General features: G+C 50.7%; 11 protein-coding genes. All 11 read left to right on the forward strand.

Features of this window, described 5'->3' with window-relative positions; translation table 11 throughout:
• Nucleotides 1-540 precede the first annotated feature (540 nt).
• On the forward strand, nucleotides 541-1,815 hold the full coding sequence (locus tag AC0YNU_RS00005; RefSeq protein ID WP_475753892.1) for an ADP-ribosylglycohydrolase family protein: 1,275 nt from the start codon (nucleotides 541-543) through the stop codon (nucleotides 1,813-1,815).
• A 526-nt stretch (nucleotides 1,816-2,341) separates the two neighbouring features.
• The gene (locus tag AC0YNU_RS00010) at nucleotides 2,342-2,470 is read left to right on the forward strand and encodes a DUF4023 family protein (RefSeq protein ID WP_475752264.1); all 129 of its coding nucleotides are present in this window, start codon (nucleotides 2,342-2,344) and stop codon (nucleotides 2,468-2,470) included.
• Nucleotides 2,471-2,857: 387 nt separating this feature from the next.
• Nucleotides 2,858-3,172: a WGxxGxxG family protein gene (locus AC0YNU_RS00015; RefSeq protein ID WP_475752265.1), complete on the forward strand. Its 315-nt coding sequence runs from the start codon at nucleotides 2,858-2,860 to the stop codon at nucleotides 3,170-3,172.
• A 320-nt stretch (nucleotides 3,173-3,492) separates the two neighbouring features.
• Nucleotides 3,493-4,650, forward strand: a complete 1,158-nt coding sequence (locus tag AC0YNU_RS00020) for a glucose 1-dehydrogenase (RefSeq protein WP_475752266.1) — start codon at nucleotides 3,493-3,495, stop codon at nucleotides 4,648-4,650.
• Nucleotides 4,647-5,816: a Gfo/Idh/MocA family protein gene (locus tag AC0YNU_RS00025; RefSeq protein ID WP_475752267.1), complete on the forward strand. Its 1,170-nt coding sequence runs from the start codon at nucleotides 4,647-4,649 to the stop codon at nucleotides 5,814-5,816. The genes AC0YNU_RS00020 and AC0YNU_RS00025 overlap by 4 nt, the downstream gene beginning before the upstream one ends.
• 40 nt (nucleotides 5,817-5,856) lie before the next feature.
• Nucleotides 5,857-6,627 carry an SDR family NAD(P)-dependent oxidoreductase gene (locus tag AC0YNU_RS00030; RefSeq protein ID WP_475752268.1) on the forward strand — a complete coding sequence of 257 codons (771 nt, stop codon included), beginning with the start codon at nucleotides 5,857-5,859 and terminating at the stop codon, nucleotides 6,625-6,627.
• A 33-nt stretch (nucleotides 6,628-6,660) separates the two neighbouring features.
• Nucleotides 6,661-7,503 carry an MBL fold metallo-hydrolase gene (locus tag AC0YNU_RS00035; RefSeq protein ID WP_475752269.1) on the forward strand — a complete coding sequence of 281 codons (843 nt, stop codon included), beginning with the start codon at nucleotides 6,661-6,663 and terminating at the stop codon, nucleotides 7,501-7,503.
• A 103-nt stretch (nucleotides 7,504-7,606) separates the two neighbouring features.
• Nucleotides 7,607-8,392: an SDR family NAD(P)-dependent oxidoreductase gene (locus AC0YNU_RS00040; protein WP_475752270.1), complete on the forward strand. Its 786-nt coding sequence runs from the start codon at nucleotides 7,607-7,609 to the stop codon at nucleotides 8,390-8,392.
• Nucleotides 8,393-8,417: 25 nt separating this feature from the next.
• Nucleotides 8,418-10,406 carry a YjhG/YagF family D-xylonate dehydratase gene (locus AC0YNU_RS00045; RefSeq protein WP_475752271.1) on the forward strand — a complete coding sequence of 663 codons (1,989 nt, stop codon included), beginning with the start codon at nucleotides 8,418-8,420 and terminating at the stop codon, nucleotides 10,404-10,406.
• Nucleotides 10,407-10,787: 381 nt separating this feature from the next.
• Entirely contained in the window at nucleotides 10,788-11,876 is a 1,089-nt protein-coding gene (locus tag AC0YNU_RS00050; RefSeq protein WP_475752272.1) for an alpha/beta fold hydrolase, read from the forward strand.
• Nucleotides 11,877-12,530: 654 nt separating this feature from the next.
• Nucleotides 12,531-13,070, forward strand: a complete 540-nt coding sequence (locus tag AC0YNU_RS00055) for a cupin domain-containing protein (RefSeq protein WP_475752273.1) — start codon at nucleotides 12,531-12,533, stop codon at nucleotides 13,068-13,070.
• Nucleotides 13,071-13,331 lie beyond the last annotated feature (261 nt).

Here is a 13,331-nt window from a genome sequence, read left to right on the forward strand (position 1 = left end):
CGACCTCCTGATGGGCTTTTTGAGGCTTTTGACCTCGTGCGTAACCCCATCGTACCGAGGCGCTCGTTTTTGTTCAAACGCCAAATTATTCGTTTTACAGGAATTCTAACGAAGAACATTGGTTGAAAGCATTTTGGAGCAGTTGCCGGCGGCAGCTGCTCCATTTTCCGTTTAACTTAAGGGCATAAGCCGTAGGCAAATCAATCATGATTACAGTGAAGTCAATGGAGTCGGCCTTATTAGGTAACCTGTAGAAGTGTTAAATGTCGATTTATTCGGGATATATTAGTTTACGGATGTTATTAGTACAATTCATTCATAACAGCTTTTCATTCGTTATATCATGCCAACAATTCAATGGTGAGGGGTTTAAACTGTATGATAATTCCATATCATGAATTACGCAAAACATGCTCGGGGCGAATTGCGATGCTAGAGACGCAAGGTCATGATATCTCAAATCTTTACGAGTCGTTGGAGAGCGTGCCGGACAGTTACGATGCTTTGCTCGCGTTTGCCAAGTCAATCGTTGACGTACCGATGCGAGCAGATTTTACTTATGAGGAGCCTAACGATATCCGGGGCATTCAAACGGCAAGACCACAAGAGCGAGAGGATAGCCTGCCCTTATACATTAACGAAATAGAGATTCGGGATAAAGTATACGGCGGCGTCTATGGACGGATGCTCGGTTGCATTTTAGGCAAGCCTTTCGAATCTGCTATGACGCTGGCAGACATTCGCAGCTACTTGGAAGGCGCCGATGCTTGGCCGCTGCGGGATTTTGCCCCGGCGTACAGTCCGAGCCAAACCCGGCCGCTTCGCAGGGATTGTATCGAAAGCACGAAAGGCCATGTCAAATACGTGCAGCCAGACGACGATTTAAACTACATGATTTTCGGACTGATGGTTCTGGAGCATTTCGGACCGCAATTTAAAACGCAGGATATGGCTTATCTGTGGAGAGAAAATATGCCTTATGGTTGGAACTGGGGGCCGGAACATTCACGGATGTGCTTACTTTCATGCTTGTGGTGGGATTACAGAAATACGCTTCCCGAAGGCAAGGAATGGGATGATTTCGTTGCGTTGTTTAACGACGGCGAAGAGCTTATCGGCGCAATGATCCGCGGCGACTCCTTCGGACTCGTGAATCCGGGCAGAATGGAAGCGGCTGCCGAAATGGCTTGGCGCGACGGAAGATTAACTCACGGGAAAACGGGACTATACGCGGAAATGTGGACCGCCGCGGCGATTGCTGCTGCCTTCCACGAACAGGACCCCGTCAAAGTCGTTCAAGCCGGCATTGATCAGTTGCCTCAAAATTCCAGGTATGCGGAATGCATGAGAGAAGTTCTGGAATGGTCTATCTCCGAACCGGATTGGTTGAAAGTTTACGAGAAGATTAATGATAAGTGGGGGTATCTCGGGTTTAACGGAACGTTTAATGAAAGCGCGGCAATCGTCAATGCCCTTGTACATGGCGTCGACGAATACGGCAACGTCGATTTTGAGCAAATCATCTGCATGCAGGTAATGCAGGGATGGGACAGCGATAGTTCTGGCGCAACTGCCGGCTGTATAGCGGGCGTTATGGCTGGGGTCCGCAATATTCCGGAAAAATGGCTGTCTCCTATCAACGATACTTTCTATTCTACGGTTGCGGGCGAGAAGGAGACACGAATTAGCGCCTTCGCCGAGAGAATGTATCAGATGAGCCGAACTGTGCGCGCTGCCGCTCAATCTAAAGTTCCGACTCTGGTTCAACAGTCGGATGTCCAAGGGGAATCGGTCCATTTTACCGAGAAACGATAGCCCGGTGATGGATGCGGATCTGGTGCGCAAGGATGACCGTTTTGAGGTTATACGCACCCGCTAGGCCATACGCGAGTCAATTGAATAAGTAAATACTGACAGCGCGCATCAATAAACAATCGGTGCGCGTTATTTCATTTTCACTTGATAGCGAGCCTGATTGTGGGAATGAGTGATTGCTTGAAGTTAATCATGGGAATGCTTCTGACGTTATTATTAACGGAAGGGTTGAAACCCGCCTATCGCGCGGATTTATGCAAGTATGAAGATTGCGAATAAGAATAAAAATCAATGCGTTGAGGAAAGTTATGAACTGATTTCAAAGGAAAAAGAAGGCGAGCTTGAAACAGGCCAATTTGTATAATGCCTCATCGCCTGTGCTGCAGAAAGAATAAGACAAGCAAGTCGCGCAATATAAGCAAATGCAGCAAAAAACAGTGCAATTTGCTCAACAAGACACTGTTCAGTTTTTAATGACGGCCAGTTGTCCTTTGCAAGATGCAAATACAAAGCGAGGTGAAGGTGCATGGAATCCACGAATGAATTTGTGAAAAAGTTCAATGAGACACAAGCCAAGCAACGAAAAAACGCGGAGACAGGCAAAGGCAAACCATCGCAGAAACTGCAAAATGTGCAGCATACAAACAATCCTTGACTACTAAGAGTTGCAGCTATTTAACGACCGTCTACAAAATCCGTTGTAGCTGGTCGTTTTTGTATTGTATTATGACAAGCACAGGGTAGAGTGAAGGAATCATCTTGCTTGCTTTGACTTATGCCGCTCTAAAAGGAGAGGGACAAGGTGTTCTTTTTCAGCAATATGTCCGGTAAAGGTTGTTTATTTAGTTTGGTTGTTACCATCCTGGTCAGCGGATTGTTTTATTTGATTGGCAATATGTTTGGTTTTCCTTTTTTCCTATTTGTTCCTTTCGTCTTTTTGCCTTTTATGTTTAAAAGAAGATAACGGCTATGCGGAACGTATATTTAAATTCCTTAGGGGGAAAACCAAAGCAGAATTACAAACTGCCGAGGAGTTGACTCCATGAGGAAAGTTAAATTTCTATTGATGTTTTCACTGCTAAGCTGCTTTGTATTAATGCTGGGTGCCGGAATCATAAGCGCTGCGGGCTCAAATCATGTAAACAGCATGAACGCACCTGCTACCCAGGGCAACCAGTCTTATGACGATCGTTCAATGAATAGCTACAATGCGACCTCAACTGCAGGAGGGAATTATCGCGCTAATGCAGTTAACGATGACAACGATTTCGATTGGGGCTGGTTAGGCCTATTAGGTTTAATCGGTTTAGCCGGACTGAGAAGTCGTAATCATGACCGTACACCTGAGCGCTCGTAATTGAAAAATCGATTGATATAAGAGACTGTGGCTAACAATAGCCATGGTCTTTTTCTTTGTGAAAATTACTAATTACTGCTTAATCCCAAGCTCTACGAAGTATAGGGATACAGGCAGGATATTCAGTTCAACTGTGGAAGTATAGAATGACATCCTTTTCATTTCAAAAGAGGCATCATTGCTATCCAATAATTGTATAAATGTATACAAGCATTTTTGTAAGCACTTACAATATTGGAGTGAACGGGTTAGACGAGATGCATGAATCCGTCATCTTTATCAAAAAAAATTTCTGAATATTTGGATAAGGAGCGATAATTTTGAAAGCGATCACGATCAGCGGCGGGGAGAGTCTGGCGACAGTGTCGCTCGTGGATATGCCAAAGCCGAAATTGACCAGTCCGCAAGACGTATTAATTCAGGTGCTTTGCGTCGGACTAGACGGAACGGACCGGGAAATCATCGTAGACAACTATGCTCGATACCCCGAAGGCAGATCGGAAATGGTGATCGGTCACGAGTTATTAGGCGTTGTTGAGGAAGCCGGACCTGAGTCCGGACTAACCTGCGGCGATCTCGTTACGGCCCTCGTAAGAAGACCGTGCGGCGAAGAAGCTTGCGTCAATTGCCGCAACGGGCAGCAGGACTTTTGCCAAACGGGCCGTTATGTGGAACGGGGCATAAATCGTGCAGACGGGTACCTGTGCGAGTATATCGTAGAGCATATGAACTATGTCATTAAAGTTCCTGAGAAGTGCTTGCCGTACGGGGTATTAATCGAACCGCAAAGCATCGTGGAAAAAGTATATACGCAAACGTTACAGATTCAACAGCGAATGATGTGGCAGCCTCAGACGGTGCTAGTTATAGGTTCCGGGCCTTTGGGCATTTTGGCGGCGATGACATGCAGAGTTCTCGGCCTTGACACTTACGTTTGGTCCAAATCGGACGCTGAAAGCTTGAACGCGGACATCATCCGCTCCATCGGAGCAATTTACCAGGAAGCTGTATCCTCCGACGAAGACCCATTCTATTCCGGTTTAACCGCATACACGAAAGAATTAGACGAAAAGTTTGACATGATCTGGGAATGCAGCGGTCACGCGCCTCTCGGTTTCGAAGCGATTCCCCTATTGAACAATAACGGCATTCTCGCGCTTCTCGGCGTTACTCCCGGCAGCGGCAGTCTCGATTTGCCAAGCGATTTTACGTATCGGGAAATGGTCATGAAAAATAAATGCATCATTGGCTCCGTCAATGCATCATATCACGATTTTAAGACCGCGATTGATCGTCTTCACGACATCGAGAGCCATTATCCAGGCATGCTGGACATGCTCCAAACGAATCGGTTGTCTATCGAGGACGTACCGGACATTGATTTTGGCAAGATGACAATTAAAGCGGTTGTTGACGTGGTTCCCCAAGCTCAGTGGGCTTCTATTACGATGAAAATCAAGGAGGATATAGGACAATGAGCAAAAAACAAATCCGGGTTGGCATGATTGGCTATAAATTCATGGGCAAGGCCCATTCCCACGCATACAGGGACGTGCCGTTCTTTTTTGACTGCGACGGCGTTCCGGTGATGCAGGCGATTTGCGGACGAGACGAGGAAGGCGTGAAGGCGGCAGCTCAGAAGCTGGGTTGGGCATCGTACGAAACCGATTGGCGCAAGCTGATCGAACGAGACGACATTGACTTGATCGATATCGGTGCCCCGAATAACGCCCATGCCGAAATTGCCATTGCCGCCGCTCAAGCCGGCAAACATATCCTTTGCGAGAAGCCGCTTGCGATGAGCGTGGAGGAAGCCAAACAAATGCTGGAGGCGGTTAACGAAGCCGGGGTTATTCATATGATTTGCCATAACTACCGCTTTGTACCGGCTATTCAATATGCGAAGAAGCTGATCGATGAAGGAAAACTAGGCAGCATCTATCACATTAGAGCGAATTACTTGCAAGACTGGATCATAGACCCTAACTTCCCGCTCGTATGGCGTTTGAAAAAAGAAGTGTGCGGTTCTGGCGCGCTTGGGGATCTTGCCGCCCATTCACTTGATCTTGCCCGGTTTCTGGTAGGCGAGTTCAAGGAAGTGAACGGAATGATGGAAACCTTCATCAAGGAACGCCCGATCGGAGAAATGAGCGGCGGCTTAAGTGCCAGCGTGAAGGGAGGAGAACTCGGCAAAGTCGACGTAGACGATGCGTCTATATTTATGGCCCGCTTCGAAAACGGGGCTGTCGGGGTATTTGAAGCTACGCGTTTTGCCGGCGGCAACCGCAACGGAAACCGCTTCGAGATCAACGGTACGAAGGGCTCGATCCGTTGGGATATGGAGCAAATGAACACGCTGGAATTTTATTCAGCAGATGATGAGATTGGATCGCAAGGGTTCCGCTCCATTAATTGCCAGGAAGAAATTCATCCCTATGCGGGAGCGTATTGGCCGCCTGCCCATATTATCGGCTATGAGCATACCTTTATCAATCTGTTAGCCGAACTGATGAACAGCATTGCGAATGGCAAAAATCCGACGCCTGATTTCGAGGACGGCCTTAACAATCAAATGGTGCTGGAAGCCGTTGAGAAATCAGCCCAGACAGGGCGCTGGGTATCCATATCGGAAATTAGAGGTTAGTTGCTTGGCGGAACGTGAGGCACGGGAAGGAGGGATCGACATGGGAGGCCGGCTTAATGGCAAGGTCATAGTGATAACGGGCGGAACGAAGGGGATCGGTAAGGGAATCGCTTTGATGTGCGCCCAAGAAGGTGCTTCGGTTGTGGTGGGGGGAAGGAATGCAGAGGACGGCGCCAAAGTTGTACAGGAGATACTGGATGTCCACAGCGTAGAGGCGTTGTTTGTCAAAGGAGACATCAGCCGAGAAGCGGCATGCAAGCAGCTGATCGATGAAACGGTCAACAAGTTCGGCAGAGTCGACGGTCTTGTCAACAACGCCGGCATTTTCCCAAGAGGCTCGATGGTGGATACGTCCGAGGAAATGTTTGATGCGATTTTTGCCGTCAATATGAAAGGCTCTTTCTTCTGTTCCATGTACGCGATTCAATCGATGCTGGAAACCGGAGGAGGTTCCATCGTCCATATGGGCTCGACGAACGGCTACAAAGGCGGGAAAGAATTAGCCGCATACGCTTGTTCCAAAGGAGCCATGCGCACCTTAAACCGCCACATCGCAGGCCATTACGGCAGCAACCATATACGTTCGAACTGGATTACCGTCGGTTGGGTGGCCTCTGAGGGCGAAATCGAACTTCATCAAGACATGGGCATCAGTCCGGACGATCTGCAGAAGAAGGCGTCATCGGTTATTCCTTCCGGCCGCATGCAAACGCCTGAAGATATCGCGTACGGAGCGGTCTTCTTATTGTCCGGTGAATCAAGCCAAGTGACTGGCACCGAGCTGCACATCAGCGGAGGGATCGGCCTATGACGGACAAACTACGCGACAATGGGGGCTCGGCTTATGACAGATAAACGATACAACCGGCTCGGGGAAGAACTGATCCAAGAGATCGACCATACCCGCGTACCGTTCGGTATGCTCGCGATTTGGTTTCTCGGTCAGTGCAGCGTTGTGGTCAAAGGGGCGGATACCGTCATTTACATCGATCCGTATTTGACTCCATCGGCTTATCGGGCATTTGAGCCGCCGCTAAAGCCTGGGCAGATGACGAACGCCCAGTATGTTTTAATTACTCATGACCATATGGACCATATGGATCCGGACACCATTTCCGCTTTGGCAGAAGCTCACAGCCATCCGGTGTATATGGCACCCGGATATTGCCGGGAATCGATGCTGCGATTCGGGGTTCAATCGGAGAAACTGATCTCGGCGCGTACGAACGAGTGGTGGAATGGGCCGGGATTCCGCATCAAGCCGCTGCCCTCAGCCCATGAAGAGTTGGAATACGACGATGAGTTGGACCACCGGTTCGTCGGTTACGTCGTGGAACTCAACGGCGTTACGATGTATCACGCCGGAGACACGACCGTATATCCCGGACTGATCGAAGCGCTGCAAGCCGAATCGATCGACCTCGGCATGGTGCCGATCAACGGACGCGACACGTTCCGCAATGCGATGAATATCGTCGGCAACATGAATTATAGAGAAGCGGCTGAGCTCTCGGTCGCAGCCGGCTTCGATACCGTCATCCCGCTTCATTACGATATGTTCGCAGGAAATTCAGAACGCCCCGGTTATTTTATCGACTATCTGTACGATCGTCATCCTATGCAGAAGAGTCATGTATTGGCTCGGTTCGAGCGATTCGTGTACGTATCCGCTGCTGCATTGCGTTAATTGCTTTCGGGGCACGATGCAGCGCCAACCATTCTGCATTCATTCCAGGAAGTCATGGATTCGGCTAACCCGGCCGAAGGAAATATTCCAAGAGGTGATTCCGATGGTAACAATGGACTTACGCGGTAAAAATGCGCTTGTAACCGGTTCTAGCAGAGGTCTTGGTAAACAATACGCGATTGACTTGGCTCGCGCAGGCGCGAATGTCATTATTCATGATATCAATGAAGAGGCCGCGGCTCGCTTTAACGAGGCGGCTTCGGGTAGCGCAGTGGCGGTCGAGATTGCTGAGCAATATGGCGTTAAGAGCCATTTCATAACGGCGGATATGTCCGATTCGGAACAAGTGAAGGCGTTGATCGATCAATCGATCGAGACATTCGGATCACTTGATATTTTAATCAATAACGCCGGCGGCGATATCGGCCTGAATACGCCCCGTCCGGACCCGAACGACGCGCTCGATATCTCCGTGGATGACATCCGCTCGGTCGTGGAACGCAACCTGCTGTCAACGATGTTTGCGTGCAAGTTCGCAGGTCTGCATATGCGCGAGCGCCGTTCAGGTAAAATCGTCAACGTAGGTTCGGTCGCCGGACATGTCCCGGTGCGGGAAGGTATTATTTACGCCGCGGCGAAGATGGGGATTTCCCAATACACCCGCAGCTTAGCGGAGCAGCTCCGCCCGTTTGACGTCAACGTCAATTGTATTTCGCCAACGGCGACCTATACGGCACGATTCCTCGCTACCCGTACCGTTTCCGGACAAGAGGATCTCTCGCGCTTGCAGCAGATCGCTCAGCCGGAGGATATGTCCAATATCATCATGTTTTTGTGCGGTCCGCAGTCGGATGCCTTATCCGGCGAGACCATTGTCTGCTGGAGATAATGTGACGTAAGAGGTGAGATAAGCGATGAGTGACGCATTAACGTATATCATGGGGCAGGAAGATCCGGAGAGTTACAACTTGCAAACCCATGCGGAGGGTCCGGAGGGCTCGCTTCCTCTGACGAGCGACATGCTGCTTCATTGGCCGAGCGGCGATTTGTTCGGTTTGAGCCAGAATGTCGGAATGGGGTGGAAGCCGGATCAGTTGAACGGCAAGCAGGTGCTCATCCTTAGCACGCAAGGCGGGCTGAGGGCCGAAGACGGCACGCCGATCGCGCTCGGCTATCATACCGGCCACTGGGAAGTTGGCCTGTTGACGAAGGAAGCGGCGCTGGAAATAACGAAGCTCGGCGGCGTTCCTTTCGCAGGCTACATCAGCGATCCCTGCGACGGCCGCTCGCAAGGGACGACCGGCATGTTCGATTCGCTGCCCTACCGGAACGACGCCGCCATCGTGTATCGGCGCCTTGTTCGCTCCTTGCCGACGCGGAGCGGGGTAATCGGTATCGCCACATGCGACAAGGGACTTCCCGCCACGATGATCGCGTTGGCGGGAATCCACGATTTGCCGGGCATTATTGTTCCCGGCGGCGTGACGCTGCCTCCGACAAACGGAGAGGATTCAGCCAAGATTCAGACGATCGGAGCCCGTTATGCGCAAGGCCAAATTTCGCTGCAGGAAGCGGCGGATATGGGCTGCCGCACGTGCGCGACGCCAGGCGGTGGCTGCCAGTTTCTCGGGACGGCGGCAACCGCACAGGTCGTTGCCGAAGCGCTTGGCATGTCACTGCCTCATTCCGCGTTGGCTCCCTCCGGACAGGAGCTATGGAAAAATATAGCGAGACAATCTGCAAGAGCGATTTATTGGATGCAGTCCAAACGTATTCGGATGCGCGATATATTGACGGATGCGGCGATCCAGAATGCAATGGTCGTGCATGCGGCATTCGGCGGCTCGACTAACTTACTGTTGCATATTCCGGCAGTTGCCCATGCGGCAAAATGCCATGTGCCCGATGTGGCGGATTGGAACCGGATCAATAAAGCCGTTCCGCGCCTCGTCAGCGTGCTGCCGAATGGACCGGAATATCATCCTACGGTGCGCGTGTTCATGGCCGGCGGCGTGCCAGAGGTCATGCTGCACTTACGAAAGCTGGGGCTGCTTGACGAATCGGTCAAGACCGTCGCGGGTGAAAACCTCGGCGTCCTGCTCGATTGGTGGGAGTCGTCGGAGCGTCGCCATCACATTCGGCGGCATCTCAAGGAAACGGACGGTATTAACCCCGATGACGTTATTATGAGTCCCACCAAGGCGAAGAGCCGCGGGCTTACATCGACGGTGACATTCCCGGTAGGCAATATTGCTCCGGAGGGCTCTGTCATCAAGTCGACGGCGATTGACCCTGATGTTGTCGGCGAAGACGGCGTGTACGGTCATACCGGACGCGCGAAGGTGTTCACGACGGAAAAATCGGCGGTCAAAGCGATTAAAGACGGACATATCGTTGAAGGGGACATCATGGTACTCATCGGAAGAGGACCGTCCGGTACCGGCATGGAAGAGACGTACCAACTGACTTCTTCGCTAAAGTACCTGCCATTTGGCAAATATGTCACCTTGCTTACAGATGCACGGTTTTCTGGCGTATCTACGGGAGCGTGTATCGGGCATATCGGTCCGGAAGCACTTGCGGGAGGGCCAATCGGCAAGCTTCGCGACGGTGATCTGATCGAAGTGAAGATCGATCTCAATCGGCTTGAAGGCAGTCTCAACTTTATCGGACAAGACGAGGAACGATTCAATCCGGAGGAAGGAGCCGCCATTCTTGCCGCGCGCGATTCTCATCCGGAGCTGAAGCCGGATCCTCAACTGCCCGACGACACTCGGCTCTGGGCGGCGCTGCAAGCAGCAAGCGGCGGCACGTGGCGTGGCAGCGTGTATGATGTCGACCGCATCATTGAAGTGTTGAATGCCGGGCATAAGTATTTGCGGCAGGTAGAGACCGGCGGCTGATGGACGCCATATGCGCAGCCTCCGCGACTGGAAGGTTCAAGTGCAAATTGAAATTCATAAATATCAGCATAAAAAGGTATCGTTCTTTAGGGTTAGGGTTGTATAGCCCAAGCGCATCAAGAAAAACGGGAAGCATTACTTTTGGCATTGCGCATGTCATGCGCAATGACCGAGGGCGATGCTTTTTTTTTGCATATTCATGACATTTAACAGATTTGGCACTCCGCTCATTCTTGGTAAGATCAAGGTGCAAGAACGAGCGAAACCTTAAGGGCCGAGGTTGTTGCAATGCTTCGCATACGTTGCAAGATAAGGGAAATGATAGCCGATGTGAGTCAAGCGCAAGAGCATGCATGATGAATGTATAAAGGAGGGAATGCGATGTTCAGGAACCAATCGAGATGGACGGTCAAATGCACCGTAATACTGCTGATCGCCTCACTTATGCTGCTTCAGGCCTGCGCGCGAAACGGCAACGGCAACCAACAAGACGGCGAGCGCGCTGCCGAAATCAATCTAAAGGCAGTGGCATTAACCGCTGCAGGCAAGCCAACAGCCGACAACGATAAGCCGTATTCCGACGAGGAGCTCGTCAAAGAGCTTCCGGGCTTCAAAAACGGCTACAAGGAAGCGAACGGCGTCAAGCTGCACTACGTCGAAGGCGGGAAGGGCGAGCCACTGTTTCTTCTTCCGGGTTGGCCTGTAACCTGGTATTCGTTCCGCAAAATGATGCCGGAGTTGGCCAAGCATTACCATGTCTATGTCGTGGAATACCGGGGCATGGGCAGTTCGGACAAGCCTCAGTCGGGCTATGACAAGAAGACGATGGCAGAGGATATCTATGAATTGGCCAAATCGCTCGGCTATAAGAGCATCAACATCGCCGGACATGATATCGGAGCGACGATCGCTTACGCATATGCAGCCAACTACCCGAAGGCCACGAAGAAAGTCGTGCTGTTGGATGCTTCCCATCCGAACGATAACTTTTTAAAAATCCCGATTTTGCCGCCGCCGGGCGTATACGACGAGACTAACCCCGAACGCGCGAAGTTCTACTGGTGGTTTGCCGTCAATACCATCCCAGGCTTGTCGGAGCAGATACTGCAGGGCAAACAGCTGGATCTCGTCTATAATTGGATTTACGATTATATGGGCTACACCAAGGATGCACTGAGCAAGAAGGAACGCGAGGTATACCTCGCGGCTTATTCCCAGCCCGACGCGCTTCGCGCCGGGAACGAATGGTACAAGACGTTCAGGGAGGATATCGAAACGCTGAAAACGTACAAGCCGCTGTCCGTTCCCGCGCTTGGCATCGGCGGCGTGTCCGGTTACGGCATGCTCGAGCAGTTCTTAAAAGAGCATGCACCGAATTCAAAGACGGTGAAGCTGGAGAAAACCGGACACTGGATCATGGAGGAGAACCCGCAAGCGGCCATAAAATTGTTCAGAGAATTTTTGGGATAAACCTTCCCTTCAATCGGGATACAATAGTTAAACGAAAAACGGAGCATTCTGCCAACGGCAGCTGCTCCGTTTTTCGTTACGCAAGCGGGCAGATCGGTTCAATCTTGATATGCGGCAGACGATCAGACGATCAGCTTGCGTACACATACCTGAACACCTGTTCGTTATGCGAAAGTTATTTAACTGGGGGTGATTCCGGTTAAACGAATTATTTGTTATGATACATATTGTATCTACTTAGCGGGGGGTTAATTTCATGTGGATTCTCATAGGTAGCGTAGTAATCTTCGTTATCGTCGCCATTCTCTATGGATTATGTCTGTTTATCGAGCAGTATATGAAGCGGGACGAGGTTGGCGAAAATCATTAACGAGCCAATCATCGCTCCCCGAGTCCAGCCCTAAAAAAGAGCCGCTCACCAGGGCGGCTCTATATGATTCAATACGATGCCTCTGGGAAGTTCGTCCCAGGGCTTTTTTATTGTCGCTTATTATCCGCTTTCCGCTGCTGCATTCGACCGTTGTCCAACTGCGCGGTCAACACGAATAATTAACCCTTTTCGACATCGGCCACGGTAGACATTCCACGCTTCGCGCCCGTAGTATGAAAGTTAAAGAACGAATCTGGAATCTCTTTTCAAGACAAGGAGGGTTTATGCAAAATTCAGGACATGACATTACGAATCCCCGCAGCGGGCAGCGCATGATATTCCGCAAGACTGGGAAGGACACGAACGGGAAGATGGCGGAGATCGAAAGCTTCAATCCGCCGTCGCAAGAAAGAGAGCCCGAGCATGTGCATCCCAAACAAAAAAGCTCGTGCGAAGTGATTTCCGGCATTATTCATTTTCATGTGGACGGCAAGACCCATATATTAAAGCCCGGGGACAGCCTGGAGATTCCCGCCGGCGTACCGCATTATTTCTGGAATGAAAGCGCCGAGGAAGCGCATACGATTCAGCGGTTCTATCCGGCGCTCGAGATCGACGGCTTTTTTAAATGCTATTTCGCGTTTGCCAGAAACGGCATGCTGGGCAAAAAAGGACTGCCCAGCCTGCTTCGCATGTCGCGTCCGATGCTCAAATACCAAAACGAAATCCGCACGGTAAATCCGCCGTGGGCGGTTCAAAAAGCGGTGTTCACGGCGCTCGCTCCGGTTGCCGGAATACTGGGCTACAAGAAGACCTACGAATAGGCGGCTTGCAACAATTGATAGGGTGAGAAGAACTTGATCCCATTTCCGAAATGACAAAAACATAATCTCATTTGCGACGACAGACAGGTAATCACATCATTGTTCCGCATTCGCATTCGCATGTCTTCCAAGACATTGGGGTACCTCGGACTCAAGCAACGTTGGGTCCAGGGTACCCTTTTCTGTTTTAAGGTAAATTATGTTAAATAATTCTAAGCATATCCGTTGCAGGGGACGATACAGGAAGAAAGGAGGTTGGAA

The organism is Paenibacillus sp. J31P316 (genome assembly GCF_056269105.1).

Excerpts from the sequence above, each read along its gene's own strand:
- AC0YNU_RS00010 (WP_475752264.1), top strand. The coding sequence starts at position 2,342 with ATGGAATCCACGAATGAATTTGTGAAAAAGTTCAATGAGACACAAGCC.
- AC0YNU_RS00005 (WP_475753892.1), top strand. The coding sequence starts at position 541 with ATGCGAGCAGATTTTACTTATGAGGAGCCTAACGATATCCGGGGCATT.
- AC0YNU_RS00045 (WP_475752271.1), top strand. The coding sequence starts at position 8,418 with ATGAGTGACGCATTAACGTATATCATGGGGCAGGAAGATCCGGAGAGT.
- AC0YNU_RS00055 (WP_475752273.1), top strand. The coding sequence starts at position 12,531 with ATGCAAAATTCAGGACATGACATTACGAATCCCCGCAGCGGGCAGCGC.
- AC0YNU_RS00050 (WP_475752272.1), top strand. The coding sequence starts at position 10,788 with ATGTTCAGGAACCAATCGAGATGGACGGTCAAATGCACCGTAATACTG.
- AC0YNU_RS00030 (WP_475752268.1), top strand. The coding sequence starts at position 5,857 with ATGGGAGGCCGGCTTAATGGCAAGGTCATAGTGATAACGGGCGGAACG.
- AC0YNU_RS00015 (WP_475752265.1), top strand. The coding sequence starts at position 2,858 with ATGAGGAAAGTTAAATTTCTATTGATGTTTTCACTGCTAAGCTGCTTT.
- AC0YNU_RS00035 (WP_475752269.1), top strand. The coding sequence starts at position 6,661 with ATGACAGATAAACGATACAACCGGCTCGGGGAAGAACTGATCCAAGAG.
- AC0YNU_RS00040 (WP_475752270.1), top strand. The coding sequence starts at position 7,607 with ATGGTAACAATGGACTTACGCGGTAAAAATGCGCTTGTAACCGGTTCT.
- AC0YNU_RS00025 (WP_475752267.1), top strand. The coding sequence starts at position 4,647 with ATGAGCAAAAAACAAATCCGGGTTGGCATGATTGGCTATAAATTCATG.